The following is a 14349-nucleotide window of genomic DNA, read 5'->3' on the forward strand; positions in this document are numbered from 1 at the left end:
AGGCGGGACTAGATACGCGGGGCAGGCTATGACACCATCGCCACCTTAACTCGCGCCCATGCAATCGGCGTCAAGATCACCATCGGCAGCCACGCTCCAAGAAACGGTGGCAACAGTTCGTTACTAGATGCGAAACCCTGACAGCCCATAGATACCACTACATAGATCAGAACCGATCCCATCACCGCACTGGAAACCCAGAACAAATGGCGGTCCACCCGACGTAATACAATCGGTAATCCAAACAGGATCAACGTAATGTCCAAGAATGGCTGCACAATCCGAGCGTGTGCCGTCACGTGAATGTCGCGGCCAAAAAACCTAGGCTGAGTGTGAATCCGTTTAATGATGTTCCAAGTCGATTCGTATTGGCTCCACGACGTGCCACCTTGCAACAAAAAGAACGGCACGCTTGAGATCACAAAGCATTGATTGGGCTCAAGCCACGGCGTAGCCTTGCGCGTAAGCACAATCGGTGCATCGGCTTGCAAAATCGAATCGATGTCATTGATATTGTCCGGTGCGGTTACTTCTATCACCAAGTATCCTGCTGGATGCTCCGACGTCGCCGGCTTATACAACGCACGACTGGCTTTGATCTGACGTCCAAGGGCAGAGATCCGAAAGACGGGATAGATAATCTGCTCGTTCAACAATTCGATATGATGACCACCGATCAGAATCCCGGTGTCGGGATCGAGCGCTGGACGCATCGGTCGGAAATTCTCACCACTCAAGTCCTGCGGTTGCTTGCCCAAGATATCTTGATGCTGCGGAATGATCGTCTCGCGAATAATCGTCGAGCTCAACACGATAGCCACCACTCCATATAACGGATAGCGCAGAATGCGGCCTTTAGGAATGCCAGCGGCCATCAACGCCGTCAGTTCATGCGTTCGTTTTAACCACGCCACTACGAACAGCAAAGCCATCAACGCAAAGAAGGGACACATCCGCGTGTACAAGCTTAACGAATACGGTACATAGTAGCCCACAATCACCTGAGCCACTTTCCCATCCGCTTTTCCAGCGTCGATCAAATCGTCCAAGTTTGTGAACAAGTGCACGACGATCAACAACCCAGTCAAGCAAAAATAGCAAGTACAGAAGACTCGCAAAAATAGCATCAGGATGTATCGGTCAACTCGTGTCATACCCCGCCTTTTACTCTTTCCAGCAATCACGTGTCAAATGCGTTCCGACATTCAAACAAAACGAAATGCTAGCTTAACCAGCTTCGCCAGATGGATATTGCGCGACGACAAAGGAGCATAAATTGGGCAAAGCGCTGTTGGTTTGAGCTGGCGGTTGCTGTAAAGTCCGACTCAGAGGCAATAACGCACTAGTTTTCAACCAAGCCGATGAATGCGTGTTCTTCGTTGAATAGTGTTAGGCAACTGCGCAGAAAGAATGTACCGACGGACATCCTTGTCCGTTGAAGATTCGACGGACAAGGATGTCCGTCGTACAGTACTTCCATTTCGAGCGGTTGCCTTAGTACAACTCGGATGGCTGCCTTGGCAAACCAATTCACCGCATATGCTTAGAGCGCTCGAACTAAACGGATTTAAAAGCTTTGCGGACGCAACGCGCTTCGATTTTCCCGATGGGATTACCGTGGTGGTTGGTCCCAATGGCTCTGGCAAATCAAACATTGTGGACGCCATCAAATGGGTGTTAGGATCGCAATCCGCCAAAAGCCTTCGCGGCGGCGAGATGTCCGATGTGATCTTCAAAGGCTCGGCAGCTTCGGGCCGCAAACCCGCCAATAGTGCCGAAGCGACGTTGGTGCTCGATAACTCGCAGCGCTTGCTGCAAGTGGACACTGATGAAGTTACCGTATCCCGTCGCGTTTATCGCAGCGGCGAAAGTGAGTATCTGATCAATCGACAGCCTTGTCGTTTGAAGGATGTCCGCGACCTGTTCCGCGGCACCGGTGTTGGCGTCGACGCGTATTCGTTGATCGAGCAGGGCAAAGTCGATCGTATGTTGCAAGCGAGTCCAAAGGATCGTCGCGCAATCTTTGAAGAGGCGGCGGGTATCTCGCGGTTCAAAGCGAAAAAGGTTGAAGCCGAACGTCGACTACAACGCGTCAACCAGAACCTGCTGCGACTGTCCGATATCGTCGAAGAAGTTCACGGTCGCTTGAACTTGATCAAGAACCAAGCGTCGAAGGCCAAGCGATATCGTGAAATGGTCGATCGGCTGCATGAACTGCGACTGCAAGTTGGCCAGCTTGAAATTTTGGAGCTAGCGGATAACGAAGTTAAACTGAAAAGCCAGCTTGAGGCCTTCGCCACAGAAATCGAAGCGAAGTCTGCGGAGCTGGAGCTGTCGAAGTCGTCGCTTCAACAGCAAGAGCAGCTTGCCGCCGATAACCAAAAAGCGGTCGCGGAAATGCAAGCCGAAATTCGACGTTTGGAAACTCGCGAGACCACGCTGCAGAGCCATCTGGGTTCGCTGCGCGATCGTACCGAGGAACTTAAATCTGAAATCGAAATCGCACAGCAACAGACCGAACAATTGCGAAAGAAAGCGACGCTGAGCGCCGAACAGATTGGCCAGCGCGAACAATCGCTTTCCGCCATGCAACTGCGGCGTGCGGAACTGGAAAAAGCAATTGACCTTGCCGAACAAACCGCAACAACCATTGACGCACAATGCGCTGCAATCTTAGATGAAATCGAACAGGATCGCGTTGAACAAGATCGTCGCAAGAGCTCGCTAGCAGAGAAGGCGTATTTCAACGCGGACCTTCAGAAACGCATTGAAGAGCTGCGAATCGACATTCAAGCTCGAACGGAAGAACTTGCACAAGTCGAAACAAAAGCCGCTGAGCTGAACCAACTGCTGGCGAAAGAAACTGCGGCAAGTGAGTCGAAACTGCAAGAGCTGCAAGCGATCGAGCGCAAGCTGACGGCCAACAAGCAACAAGTGCTTGCAGCTCGAGAAGCCTTGCGGGTCGCGCAAGAAGCCGCCATCGTGCTGCAGGGCAAACGCGAATCCATGCGTGACCGCTATGGCCTGCTCGAGCAATTGGACACCGAAAATGCAGGCTTGGGCGACGGCGCGCGGCAATTGATCGAACTGGGCAAACGGAACCCGCAAGCCCCCTACAATTCTATCATCGGCTTGGTCGCGGACATCATCGAAGTCGAAGTCCACTTGGCTCCCTTGATCGATGTTGCCTTATCGCACCTGTCGGAAGCCGTCGTGCTTACCGATGGTCAGATTGTCGACTTGCTGCAACAACGTAAACTTAAAATTAATGGTCGAGCGACTTTGCTGCGTCTGGATCGCTTGCCTTCGCGGCGAACGGGAGATCGAATTCAACTGGATGGTTTGCGAGGGGTCATTGGTCGCGCCGATCGCTTGATCCATTCCGCCGAAACGTTCCAACCGTTGCTCCAGTTTCTGCTAGGGACAACTTGGCTGGTCGATAGCCTGCAGACCGCCTTGGATTTGAGCCATTATCGTGGCAGTGGTTTGCGTTTTGTCACCGCTGAATGCGAACGCATCGACACTGATGGCACGATCCAAATTGGCTCTCTGCAAACGCTCTCCGGTATCGTCACGCGTCGCAGCGAAATGAGCGCTGTGCGAGACGAGTCTGATCGGTTGACGCGAGCAATGGAAACTGCGGCCGAGGAAGTGACCGCAATGCAATCAGCTTTGGACGCAGCGTTAGCGGCAGAGCAGACTACCGACGTCGAACTGCGTCGCCAACAATTGGCCTACGAGCAGTTTAAGTTCGGTGTCCAAGCGATGACGCAAGAGCTGCAATCCGCTCAAGCTACCCTCCGCTCATCGACCGAGGAACTGGAGCGTCGCCGAAGTATGCTTTCGGATCTGCAGGACCAAGTCGCACAGACGCAGTCAGCCGTCGAATCGACCGCGTTGGAACTGCAAGCGATCGAGTCTCGCATCGCCCAACGCCGCGACGACTGGAAGCAGCATCAAGAACACCGCCAAACCGCTTCGGACGCGGTCAGTCACCAGCGATTGGAAAAGGCCAAGTTTGATCATCAACTCAAGAGCGAACAAGAACTGCTGGCCGCGTTGGTCCTGGATTGCGATGAACGCAGCCAATTGGCAGACCAATCGCAGCAGCGGCACCGTGACTTACTAGCCAAACTGGAACAAAACCAAAAAGCGATCGAGACCAACGCAGCGGAGACGACTCAGGTTCGCACCGACCTGGAAACGCTGCAAACTCGCCATGCCACTCAAGCGGAAGTACTGGCCCAAGCGACGGCCGATTTAACGCAGACGCAGAAAGCGTTGCATGCGTGCAGTGCCCAATGCGAACGTTTGATGCAACAGCAAGAGGAAGCTCGCAAGCAAGCTTTACAATTAATTGACCGTCGAACTCAACTGATTCAGCATTATCGCGACGACTATCAAATCGATTTGAGCCAACCCGAAATGTTCGATGCCAGTGCCGTGGAGGCGAACAAGGACGCTGCTGCGGCTGAGATCAGTGCTTTGCGAAGTGAGCTGGCTGCGGTCGGTTCCGTCAACATGGAAGCGTTGGCCGAGCTGGACGAACTTCAATCGCGTTATGATTCGCTGCACGCTCATTACGAAGATCTCGAATCCGCGCGGCAGACGTTGCTGAAGATCATCGAGCGCATCGAGAACAAATCAAAAGAAATGTTTATGACGACATTGGAAGCGATTCGTTCCAACTTCCAAACGTTGTATCGCCGCAGTTTCGGTGGCGGATCTGCGGACATCATTTTGGAAGACCCCAACGATGTATTGAACTGCGGTGTGGAAGTGGTCGCTACGCCGCCAGGCAAGATCGCTTTATCCAATTCGCTGTTGAGCGGTGGTGAGAAGGCACTGACGGCAGTCGCCTTGATCATGGCAATTTTCCATTTCCGTCCATCGCCGTTCTGTATCTTGGACGAAGTGGATGCACCGTTCGATGAGGCGAACATAGGACGGTTTGTGAATGTGTTGAAGGACTTTTTGCATATGACGAAGTTTATCGTGGTATCGCATAGCAAGAAGACAATGACCGTCGCCAACACGATCTACGGTGTGACGATGCAGGAAAGTGGTGTGAGTCGCCAAGTCGCCGTTCGTTTCGAAGAGGTTGGCGACGACGGCGAGATCTTAGACCACGGCAACCGCAACGCCGCGTAGCGAAGGCTTTCGTTTCGCCGCCATGCCATTCATTGTTGTTAGGCGGGCCTGCGTGCTACTTTGTATCTACCGCGCGAAACTTCTTTAGGTACTCCTTCATCGGGAACTTTCGCCGAGTCGAATCGCTGGTCATGTAACGTACCTTGCCAAAAATCTTCCGCTCAGGCCCCCACGCTCGGTCGTAACGACCCAACACCCAAAAAATACCACTGTAAGAATTCGGGTCGCGGCCATCCAAAGCATATTTATTGTTCAACTCAATCATATAAGCCAACGCGGTTCGCGCGTCGGGCGTCCACTGCAAGAATTTCTTGCCCCACAACATCCGCAAATAATTGTGAATTCGGCCTTCCCGTAACAGTTCGCGCTGAGCGGCGTTCCAGAGGTCATCGCTGGTCTCTGCTCGCTCAAGCTCCTGGAGCGAATAAATCTTCTCTCGCGGATCGGACGCATGTTCAGACAAAGTTGTTTGCACCCAAGTCGGCAATGACTCATACCGATCATAGTCCGGCTCGCGATGCGCCATGTTGTAGCCAATTTCACGCCACGTAATCAGTTCGTCCAAGAACGCTTCGACTTGCGGCGTCGCCTCCCAGTACCCCAACGACTTGCCGTTCGGCTTTTTAACATCGCCCGCCTTCCAGTTCACGTGCTCCATCGCCGCGCCGAAAACCTCATGCGCAGAGATGTGGCCAAAGTGCAAGTATGGACTCAAGCGACTGCCGCCCTCTAAGTCCGGAACGTTGCGATCCTCGTCATATCGATCTAGATGCTTGCTGATGAACTTCTCAAGCTGAGCGGCGGCTGCGACGGCTCCGCCACGGATCGGCGCTGGACCGACGGTATGGTCGATGTCAAACTGGTCGAACCCGCTAGCCCCTTCTCCGAGCGATTCCAAATCGGCTCGCGGCCAACGCTGGGTGTCGAAACCTGGGATCCTCTGCAGCTTGGGCAGCTTCCGCCCCTCCAGCGGATCGCTCACCGGGAAATGATCCAAGTGGGCGGGCAAAGCTTTCTGCAAATAGCGTCGAAACGAATGAGCGACCGTGAAAGTCCGTTCGGCCGCTCGCATCGGCAATATCCCGTTGGAGTCTACTAAGTCAACCGCAACAGGCCAGCGGCGTACGATCCGGTCGTAAAGCACCGGGTGGAAGAAGCAAGGGAAATCGTCGGTCACCAACAGACAAGCTCGCTGGACCAGGGATTCCATCATACCCCGCCCACTGTGCTCGCGAGTTTCCAGGAACGGGTAATACGTCACATCCGCATCGGCCAGCGCCCGCTGGTTGGCGATCATGCCATCGATGATGAAGCGGTGGAAGCGATCGGAGGCCCAGCGGTATCCGGTCCGCAACGCTTCGACGACCACCAGCGGGCGTTCCAACCGCTCGGCCCAGCCTGCTGCATGCTGCAAAGCGAAATTGTAGCGGCGGCGGCGAAACGCCGTCATCCAATAGACAACGTAGTCCCCTTCCGGCTGGACTTCAAAGCTAGTGATCCGTCGGACTCGCACAGCGGGAGTTTCTGGCAGTTGGCTCAATGAGGCGTCTCACTTGGGAAATTGGAGTCGGTCGTAACAGGCACGCTCCGAGTGCCGTCCGCCGAAAAATCGTTCTTGCTACGGCACTCGGAGAGTGCCTACTACCTTGCCTTCAGCTTAGCCGCCAGACAAGCTCCACGCGATCGGCAATAAGGCAATCGCCCGAAGTTGACGTATGTACGACGGACTTCCTAGTCCGTCGATACTTCAACGGACAAAGATGTCCGTTAGTAGATTTCTCCTGAGCAGTTGCCTAAATCCAGCTTTTTGCCAGCTTTTCAAACTTTGCTCGCATTGGACACTTGGTTTTTCAGACCAGGGCCTCTGCCTACTTTTTAAGCAGCCATTGGCCACCCCTCCGAAATGCACCCTTGCCTAGAATCTAAGCATTCCGTTTTGACGAGACGTAAAGCTAGTATTTCCAGTGACTTGCGAAGCTAGCATTGCCAGCCTTTCGAAGATGCCCCTACACGCAGGCCGGGCCTGGTTGTGATCGATGGCTGTCGCGGCTGTCTCCCACGCCCCCTGCCCCACTTCCCCTTTATGGAACAAAGCGAGCAAGTCAATGGAGTATCAAAACCCGCAGAGCAATGGATTTTCTGGATCGAATGAAAATCGCCACTACCAGAGCCCTAACCCTTCGGCCGCCCATGGCCCAGCCACAGCCGCTAGGCCTGCAGCACCCGCCCGGGTGAAACGACCCGACCCAGCCGCCGAGCGACTGGCCGAAGAAATGCGAGTCTTTGATAAAGTCGTACAGGAGCTGCGTGCCAACCTGAACATGGAAGCCACGCTGAATGATCGCTACACACAAATCGCTCACTATGCTACCGAGCTATTCGGCGTTTCCCCAACCTGGGCCGCGTTCTACCGCAAAGTCATGGGCAAAGAGGGTGTGATCTGGACGATGCTGCCCGATGTTGCGATGCGAGCCGAGTACGAAATGTCGAAACACTACAGCCAGATCCTGGAAATGCTGACCGCCCTGCGTTCCCGAGACCTTCCCGAGAACGACCCGACCGAGCCTCAGCGGATGGTGACGATCCGCATGCCCAAGGCGCTTTATGACGTGCTGTGCGAGGAATCGAACGTCCTCAAAATCAGCGTCAACAAGCTTTGCATTTCGCGAATCACGCAACGGCTGGACCCAGAAGTGGTGCCCGTGACGGAGAAGAAGCGACGCGGTCGCCGCCCCGGTTCTGCGGGCGTTGAAGAGGCAACGGAAGCCAATGCAGCGACACCTGAAAGCAGCCCAACGCAGCAGTACTAGACTGTTACACGCAAGGCAGTTCTGTTATGTTGAGTGATGTCGAAGTGGGGCACGCAATCGCTTGTCGGTTTTCTGGCAAGAGGAAAGTCCGGGCTCCAGAGGGCAGAGCGGTCGGTAACGCCGACCGGCCGAGAGGCTAGGGAAAGTGCCACAGAAAACAAACCGCCTGCAATCGATTCGTCGATGGCCGGTAAGGGTGAAAAGGTAGGGTAAGAGCCTACCAGAATCGGAGGTGACTCCGATTGCTTGGTAAACCCCGCTCGGAGCAAGATCCAACAGAGAGTCGCTGGCTGGCGCATGGTCTCGATCATGCGTTGGCAAGCCAAGCTGGCCCGGCTTGATGTACTTTCGGGTAGATCGCTTGAACCGGTCAGCAATGGCTGGTCTAGACAAATGATTGCGCCAAGTCTGCTGTTACAAGCAGCTTGAGACAGGACCCGGCTTATCGGCCCGCTTCGACTTTTCTTTTCGCCGTGAGCATCTCCAAGCGGAGCAGTAAAACAACGTGCGGTTGTGCCGCAACCGTCCCACAAAGAAGCACGGTACAAGCGCCGTTTAACCGCGTGCCCATCGGGCCGCGTCGCCGCCTCCGGATCTCACGAAAACGCGGGGCGACGCCCACGCGGTTAAACGACAACCACCGTCGGCCCGGCAATGAGCAAGAACCACCTTGCTACCGGCCCACAAAGAAGCACGCCGTTTGAACCTGCCAAACGAAAACCCGCCCTACCACAAGCAATCAGATCTATACCTATACACATTGCAATATTTACACATTTCAATATCGAAACTAAAAAACAGATTCTATTTCCCTTGAAAAATCGCGGCCGCCTAAGAAAAACAGCAGCCACACAAGGCCGGGCACCGACAAGCCCCCGACACAACTGCAGAAAACGAAAGACACATCCAGGCCGATACGGCAACACCATCACTCTGGCTCGCCAAGGTCTCATTCAGCACGCCGGCACTCAACTTCGACCGATCGCTCAATCGCTTTGCACTACGCCTCACCTTCCATCGCGCACCGTCAACCCCGAACCCCAGGCAACTAGCAACCGCCCGAAAACAGAATCGCTGAATTCGCACGAGCACTTCTACCAACAAGCCAACTGACTGGCGCAAAACAGCCGCGATCGAACCAGTCACCATCAACCCGCCGAGCACCGAACGAAGCGGAACCATCGCAGCCGCCCAAGCAATGAACAAACCAACCCAACACCAACTTACACAGATTACAAGCCAGCTTGCCAGCAACCCCACGACGCGCAGAACCGGACCGCAAGCTTGCAGTGCCAATGCACTCGCTCCCTCACCTCCGGTTGCTAGCCGTTGCCTGTTATTCATACAAAGCTGTCCCTTTGAAACACAAAAAGCGGTGCTGCACTAGCAACACCGCTCCACAATCAACACGCTACTACAAGCGATCGCAAACTTACGAGAAAGAACTTCCGCAGCCGCAAGACTTGGTCACGTTCGGATTCTCAAAGGTAAACCCTTGGCGATCCAAGCTGTGATGCCAGTCAACCTTGGTGCCGTCCAAGTACAACGAACTCTTCTTGTCGACCACGACAGCGACCCCGTGCTGCTCGTAGCGAGAATCCTTAACGTCATCGAACTTGTCATCAAACGCGAGCGAGTAGCTCAATCCACTGCAACCGCCGCTGACAACGCCAATCCTCAAGAATGAATCGTCACCCAGATCATTCTCATCTTTGAATTTTCTGACTTGATCGGCGGCGGCTTCCGTCAACAAAATGGCCATGTGATGTAAACCTCTCCAAAATTGATCTAAAAACGATTTAACTCGAAATACCGTGCGGGACTCGAGAGCAACCAGACGCGTTACAATTACATTCGGGCAAGCTGTCCCTTGCGCGCTGGGCTACTCTCTAGTATTATTCGCCTTGTGGCAAGAAGATCAAGTTTGAAGTGGGCGAATTTCGCACGCTTCGACGAAATATAATGCTTTCTTGAGACTACCTCTGACCGTCAGACTTTGCCAAAATTGCGGACCTAGGGCCAACCGGCTAGGGGGCGGGGTCGATTTTTGGTATTGGCCAACTTGGTTAGTACGCTATCTTTAAGATGCTTGCGCTGGTGAAGCGGCGGCCCGAAAGCCGACTGATATCCGCCTGCGAAAGTCAAACTGTTACGATGGACGCTGTTGGCAGGCGGCTCAGGCCCATCGTTTGCCTCCGAGCGGTCGTAGCGAGTCGCTCCCAGGCTGAGGCTTGACCCCAAGCAAATCGCCGGACCAAATGTCGCGTCTGGCGGTATTTTTCTCCGAATGATGATAATGGAAGCATTGTTATGGCTCAGGTTGATACGACAATCGAACAAGATTCTGGCTATTCTCCTCTAGTCGACGCCAGTGCCGAGAAGCTCTACGAAAAATGCATGGCTTTAGCCAGCAATCTCTGGTGGTCCTGGCACCCCGAGGTGACGAGCTTGTTCCGGGACATGGACCCCATTCGCTGGCGGCAGTTGGACCATAATCCAATTGCTTTGCTGCGCGAGTTTACGCCCGAGCGGCTGTCGGTTCGAGCCAACGAAATGGTGCTTACCAGTCGCGTCAATTACGCTTACCGCCGCCTGCAAGAGTACTTGGAATCCAAGGCGACTTGGGCCGCGACGCATGCCGGAAGTCTCGGGGCCTTTCCCGTCGCTTATTTTTCCGCCGAATTTGGTATCCACGAGTCGCTGCCGATCTACTCCGGCGGCCTGGGCGTGCTGTCCGGTGACCATGTGAAAAGCGCCAGCGGTCTGGGCGTGCCACTCGTGGCCATCGGACTGTACTACTCACACGGCTACTTCAAGCAGCAACTGGACAATGAGGCGTACCAGCGCGAAGAGTACCAAGAAACTCGCGTCGAAAATTTGCCGATGGAGCCAGCGTTGGCTGACGATGGCAAGCCGATTATGATCGCGATCGACACTCGTAAAGGTCGCTTGCTGGCCAAAGTCTGGGCGATGAACGTTGGCCGCGTGCGATTGTACTTGTTGGACTGCAACGTCGAAGGCAATCGCCCAGAGGACCGCGAGTTGACCAGCCGACTGTACGGCGGCGATGAGCGAACTCGAATTCGGCAAGAATTGGTTCTAGGCGTCGGTGGCGTGAAAGCCCTGCGAGCCCTCGGGATCACACCGGGCGTCTACCATCTGAATGAAGGCCACAGTGCGTTTGCGCCGCTGGAAGTGATCCGCGAACGAATGCTGGACGATGGCTTGAATTTTGAAGATGCCAGTGCCGATACCGCGCTAAAGACGATCTTTACAACTCACACCCCTGTTCCAGCCGGTCACGATCGCTTCAGTGCCGATCTGATCGAGGAACATCTTGGCCCGCTGCGAGATTCGCTGGGCATCAGTCACGAACATTTGATGAGCATCGGCCGCGTTCGTACCGATGATCACAGCGAACCATTCTGCATGACCGTAATCGGACTGAAACTGTCGAATCACGCCAACGCGGTCAGCCAACTGCATGGCCAAATCTCGCGGAAGATGTGGCACAACCTGTTCCCCGGTCGGCCAGTCCGCCAAGTTCCCATTGGACACATTACCAACGGCGTTCACACGCAAAGCTGGCTGGCGTGGCAGATGCAATTGTTGTTCGATCGGCATTTCCCAACTGATTGGATGCAGCGAATCGGTGAGCCAGATGTGTGGCAAAAGATTCATGAAATCGATCCAGGCGAACTTTGGGAAGTTCACAACGCGCTTAAGAGCCTGATGATTTCGTTCGTACGCCGTCGGCTGTCCAGGCAATGTCGTCGTCGTGGCGAAAGCGACGCGGCGATCGAAGCGGCTCGAAACGTTTTTTCGCCCAACGTTTTGACGATCGGTTTTGGTCGTCGATTTGCCACCTACAAACGAGCCAATTTGATCTTCAAAGAGATCGACCGTATCGCGGGGATTCTGCAGAGTACGGATCGGCCGGTGCAATTGATTTACGCTGGCAAGGCGCATCCGAAGGACGAGCCTGGCAAGCGTTTCATTCAAGAGATCGCTTCATTGCGAAACGACAGTCGATTCGCTGACAAAGTGGCGTTCGTTGAGGATTACGATATCAATGTTTGTCGCCACTTGATCCAAGGCGTAGACGTTTGGCTGAACAATCCGCGTCGACCGTTGGAAGCGTCTGGTACTAGCGGCCAAAAAGTCGTGCTCAACGGCGGCTTGAACTGCAGCATCCTGGACGGCTGGTGGGCCGAAGCTTTTGATGGCACCAACGGCTTTGCGATTGGCAAGGGGCATGCACACATGAACGACGCGATTACCGACGAACGCGATGCACATGACTTGTATGACGCGATCGAAAACCACGTTGTACCAACGTTCTACAATCGCGATCGAGATGGAGTGCCACGCCAGTGGATTCGCATGATGATGAATAGCATCAGCACGCTTGCATGGCGATTCAGCAGCCATCGCATGGTGATGGACTACACTCGGTATGCGTACGTCCCTGCCGCTGGCGGACTAAGCTGCGATATGAGCACACATTAATCGCTTGCACTTAGTTGATCGCTTGGACTTAGTTGATCGCTTGGACTTAGTTGATCGCTCGGACTTAGTTGATCGCTTGGACTTAGTTGATCGCTTGGACTAAACAGAGCGGCGCGAGCCGCTCATTTCTTTTTCACCCTCCCGTGCCGGGCATTGGTAGCTACACAAGTATGGGTGACGCTGAAACAGATGTTAGCTTGTTTTGCTAAGTGAAACTGCAGGGTTTCGTTTAACCGCGTTGGGCATCGCCCCGCGTTTGTTGTGCCTTTAGCAGTATCGCGGCCCGTTGGGCACGCGGTTAAACGACGCTTAACCCGTTTCGCCTGCGAATCAAACGTAAAGATGTATGGATACCAATGCCTGTTCCAAGAGGGCCGGTCGTCTCTAGAGCCGTAAGACGCCAACCAGCGAAGCCTGCCTCGCGTTCGTAGTCCCGCCTTTAGTTTGTAGTCCCGCCTTTAGGCGGTGTGAAATCTAATGACCAAGTCCGCATCCGTTTGTAGTCCCGCCTTTAGGCAGTTTGAAATCTAGTGATCAAGTCCGCCTGAAGGCGGTACTACGAACTGACGACTAGGCCGCTAACACAAACTGATAGATCCCAATGTAATGCACGCAAGCAGCGGCTATCACCATCAAATGCCACACCGAATGGAAGTAACGCACACGATTGTCGTATTTCAAAAACAATACACCAATACTGTACGACACTCCGCCACCTATCATCATCATTAAACAGGGCGTTGGCACCGAAACCGAAAGCGGAATCGCAGGAATCCACCCTAAAGCCAAATACGTTACCATCGCCAATGCATTCACTCGATGTTTGGCAAACACTTTGGAATAAAACCCAACTGCCGCCGCAATCCAAAGAAAAAACAGCAATGGCACCGTCAGCTTGCCACCGTAAGCAACCGCAAAGGGCGTATAAGTCCCAGCGATCATCCCATAGATCACGCCTTGATCCCAAGCTCGCATCCGATCACGCAACGGCTGACGACGTACCGCGTGCGACAAAGTCGAAAATACAAATACCGCAATGACGGACAAGATATAAGCAATAAAGCTTGCGCGAATCGCAAACGTCTGCGGTATGTCCCATTGGAAGTACAGCACGGCACCCAAAATGGCCACGCCAATCCCGATCGCATGTGTGATCGTGTTGGCAAATTCATCGTCAGGAATGTCAAGCGGAGCGGTATTCATAATCCTCTCAGGTAAATCGGTGGTCGCGGGCAGGTAACTGCTTCGGAAGCATCATAGCGATTTTCTGCCAGATTTCGAAGCGACATTCTAATTTTTCATCTGGCGGACGCTGCGTTCGGTTCAACCCGAAAAATCCCCAAAACCGGATTTCCAACGGATTTAGCAGAATCGGAACAATCTGCATACGCCCCGTTTTCAGAACACTCTGCCTAACGAGTTCAGGCAAATCGCGGCAACAGTTGACGCCAACCACACCTCCGCATCCGATCTCAACCTTGTGCCTTGCGCAACTCCGCAATCCCCTACCGATGAGCAACTCCGCAAACCCAGACCAGCCGCCGAAACCCAACAAGTGGAACCGACACTTGCAAAACATTCTCGGACGTATGCGTGAGTACGTCGTTGGGACCGCTCGCCCCTACGCGGTGGATGCGGTCATTATCGAGCCACGAATTCTCTACAGCGCCACGCCTTTGTCCCTGGGCCAAGACGCATATGACCAAGGTGAACCGGCCGATCTTGATCAAGCAGCACTGGACCATATCACAGAACTGCTCTCGCAAGCGACAATCGATACTTCCTCGTCAGTGCAGACAGATGACGATCCCCTATTTGTGCATTCCGAAGTACCATCAGCGCCCCAGTCGGGCGCCACCGCCGAGGCCCCGGGCTGAGG

General features: G+C 54.1%; 8 protein-coding genes and 1 other RNA gene. 5 read left to right on the top strand and 4 right to left on the bottom strand.

The window, feature by feature from the left end; all coding sequences use genetic code 11:
* Positions 1–26 precede the first annotated feature (26 nt).
* Complete coding sequence (locus tag SH302x_RS17765; protein WP_479363799.1) at positions 27–1154, bottom strand: LptF/LptG family permease; 1128 nt, start codon at positions 1152–1154, stop codon at positions 27–29.
* 385 nt (positions 1155–1539) lie between these two features.
* Here SH302x_RS17765 and smc point away from each other — a divergent pair, with 385 nt between their 5' ends.
* A complete protein-coding gene (gene smc / locus SH302x_RS17770; protein ID WP_479369283.1) occupies positions 1540–5151 on the top strand; it encodes a chromosome segregation protein SMC in 3612 nt (1203 codons plus the stop codon).
* Between the two features lie 55 nt (positions 5152–5206).
* Here smc and SH302x_RS17775 read toward each other — a convergent pair whose 3' ends face one another.
* On the bottom strand, positions 5207–6691 hold the full coding sequence (locus tag SH302x_RS17775) for a cryptochrome/DNA photolyase family protein (RefSeq protein WP_479363800.1): 1485 nt from the start codon (positions 6689–6691) through the stop codon (positions 5207–5209).
* A gap of 565 nt (positions 6692–7256) precedes the next feature.
* Between SH302x_RS17775 and SH302x_RS17780 the strand changes: the two genes are divergently transcribed.
* A complete protein-coding gene (locus SH302x_RS17780) occupies positions 7257–7961 on the top strand; it encodes a hypothetical protein (RefSeq protein WP_479363801.1) in 705 nt (234 codons plus the stop codon).
* 41 nt (positions 7962–8002) lie between these two features.
* Positions 8003–8422: RNase P RNA component class A (gene rnpB / locus SH302x_RS17785), an RNA gene on the top strand.
* A gap of 971 nt (positions 8423–9393) precedes the next feature.
* Here rnpB and SH302x_RS17790 read toward each other — a convergent pair.
* Positions 9394–9723, bottom strand: coding sequence for a HesB/IscA family protein (locus SH302x_RS17790; protein WP_479363803.1), 330 nt, complete (start codon positions 9721–9723; stop codon positions 9394–9396).
* Positions 9724–10271: 548 nt separating this feature from the next.
* On the opposite strand from SH302x_RS17790, the gene glgP reads away from it, so the two are divergent.
* A complete protein-coding gene (gene glgP / locus SH302x_RS17795) occupies positions 10272–12470 on the top strand; it encodes an alpha-glucan family phosphorylase (RefSeq protein WP_479363805.1) in 2199 nt (732 codons plus the stop codon).
* A gap of 570 nt (positions 12471–13040) precedes the next feature.
* On the opposite strand, the gene trhA is transcribed toward glgP, so the two are convergent.
* Positions 13041–13673 carry a PAQR family membrane homeostasis protein TrhA gene (gene trhA, locus SH302x_RS17800; protein ID WP_479363806.1) on the bottom strand — a complete coding sequence of 211 codons (633 nt, stop codon included), beginning with the start codon at positions 13671–13673 and terminating at the stop codon, positions 13041–13043.
* A 308-nt stretch (positions 13674–13981) separates the two neighbouring features.
* Here trhA and SH302x_RS17805 point away from each other — a divergent pair, with 308 nt between their 5' ends.
* Positions 13982–14347, top strand: coding sequence for a hypothetical protein (locus SH302x_RS17805; RefSeq protein ID WP_479363808.1), 366 nt, complete (start codon positions 13982–13984; stop codon positions 14345–14347).
* Positions 14348–14349: the final 2 nt, after the last annotated feature.

Source organism: Njordella calcicola (assembly GCF_056494125.1).

Bases quoted from the DNA above. Each gene is read 5' to 3' on its own strand.
- SH302x_RS17765 (WP_479363799.1), bottom strand. From the start codon at position 1,154: ATGACACGAGTTGACCGATACATCCTGATGCTATTTTTGCGAGTCTTC.
- smc (WP_479369283.1), top strand. From the start codon at position 1,540: ATGCTTAGAGCGCTCGAACTAAACGGATTTAAAAGCTTTGCGGACGCA.
- SH302x_RS17780 (WP_479363801.1), top strand. From the start codon at position 7,257: ATGGAGTATCAAAACCCGCAGAGCAATGGATTTTCTGGATCGAATGAA.
- SH302x_RS17790 (WP_479363803.1), bottom strand. From the start codon at position 9,723: ATGGCCATTTTGTTGACGGAAGCCGCCGCCGATCAAGTCAGAAAATTC.
- glgP (WP_479363805.1), top strand. From the start codon at position 10,272: ATGGCTCAGGTTGATACGACAATCGAACAAGATTCTGGCTATTCTCCT.
- trhA (WP_479363806.1), bottom strand. From the start codon at position 13,673: ATGAATACCGCTCCGCTTGACATTCCTGACGATGAATTTGCCAACACG.
- SH302x_RS17805 (WP_479363808.1), top strand. From the start codon at position 13,982: ATGAGCAACTCCGCAAACCCAGACCAGCCGCCGAAACCCAACAAGTGG.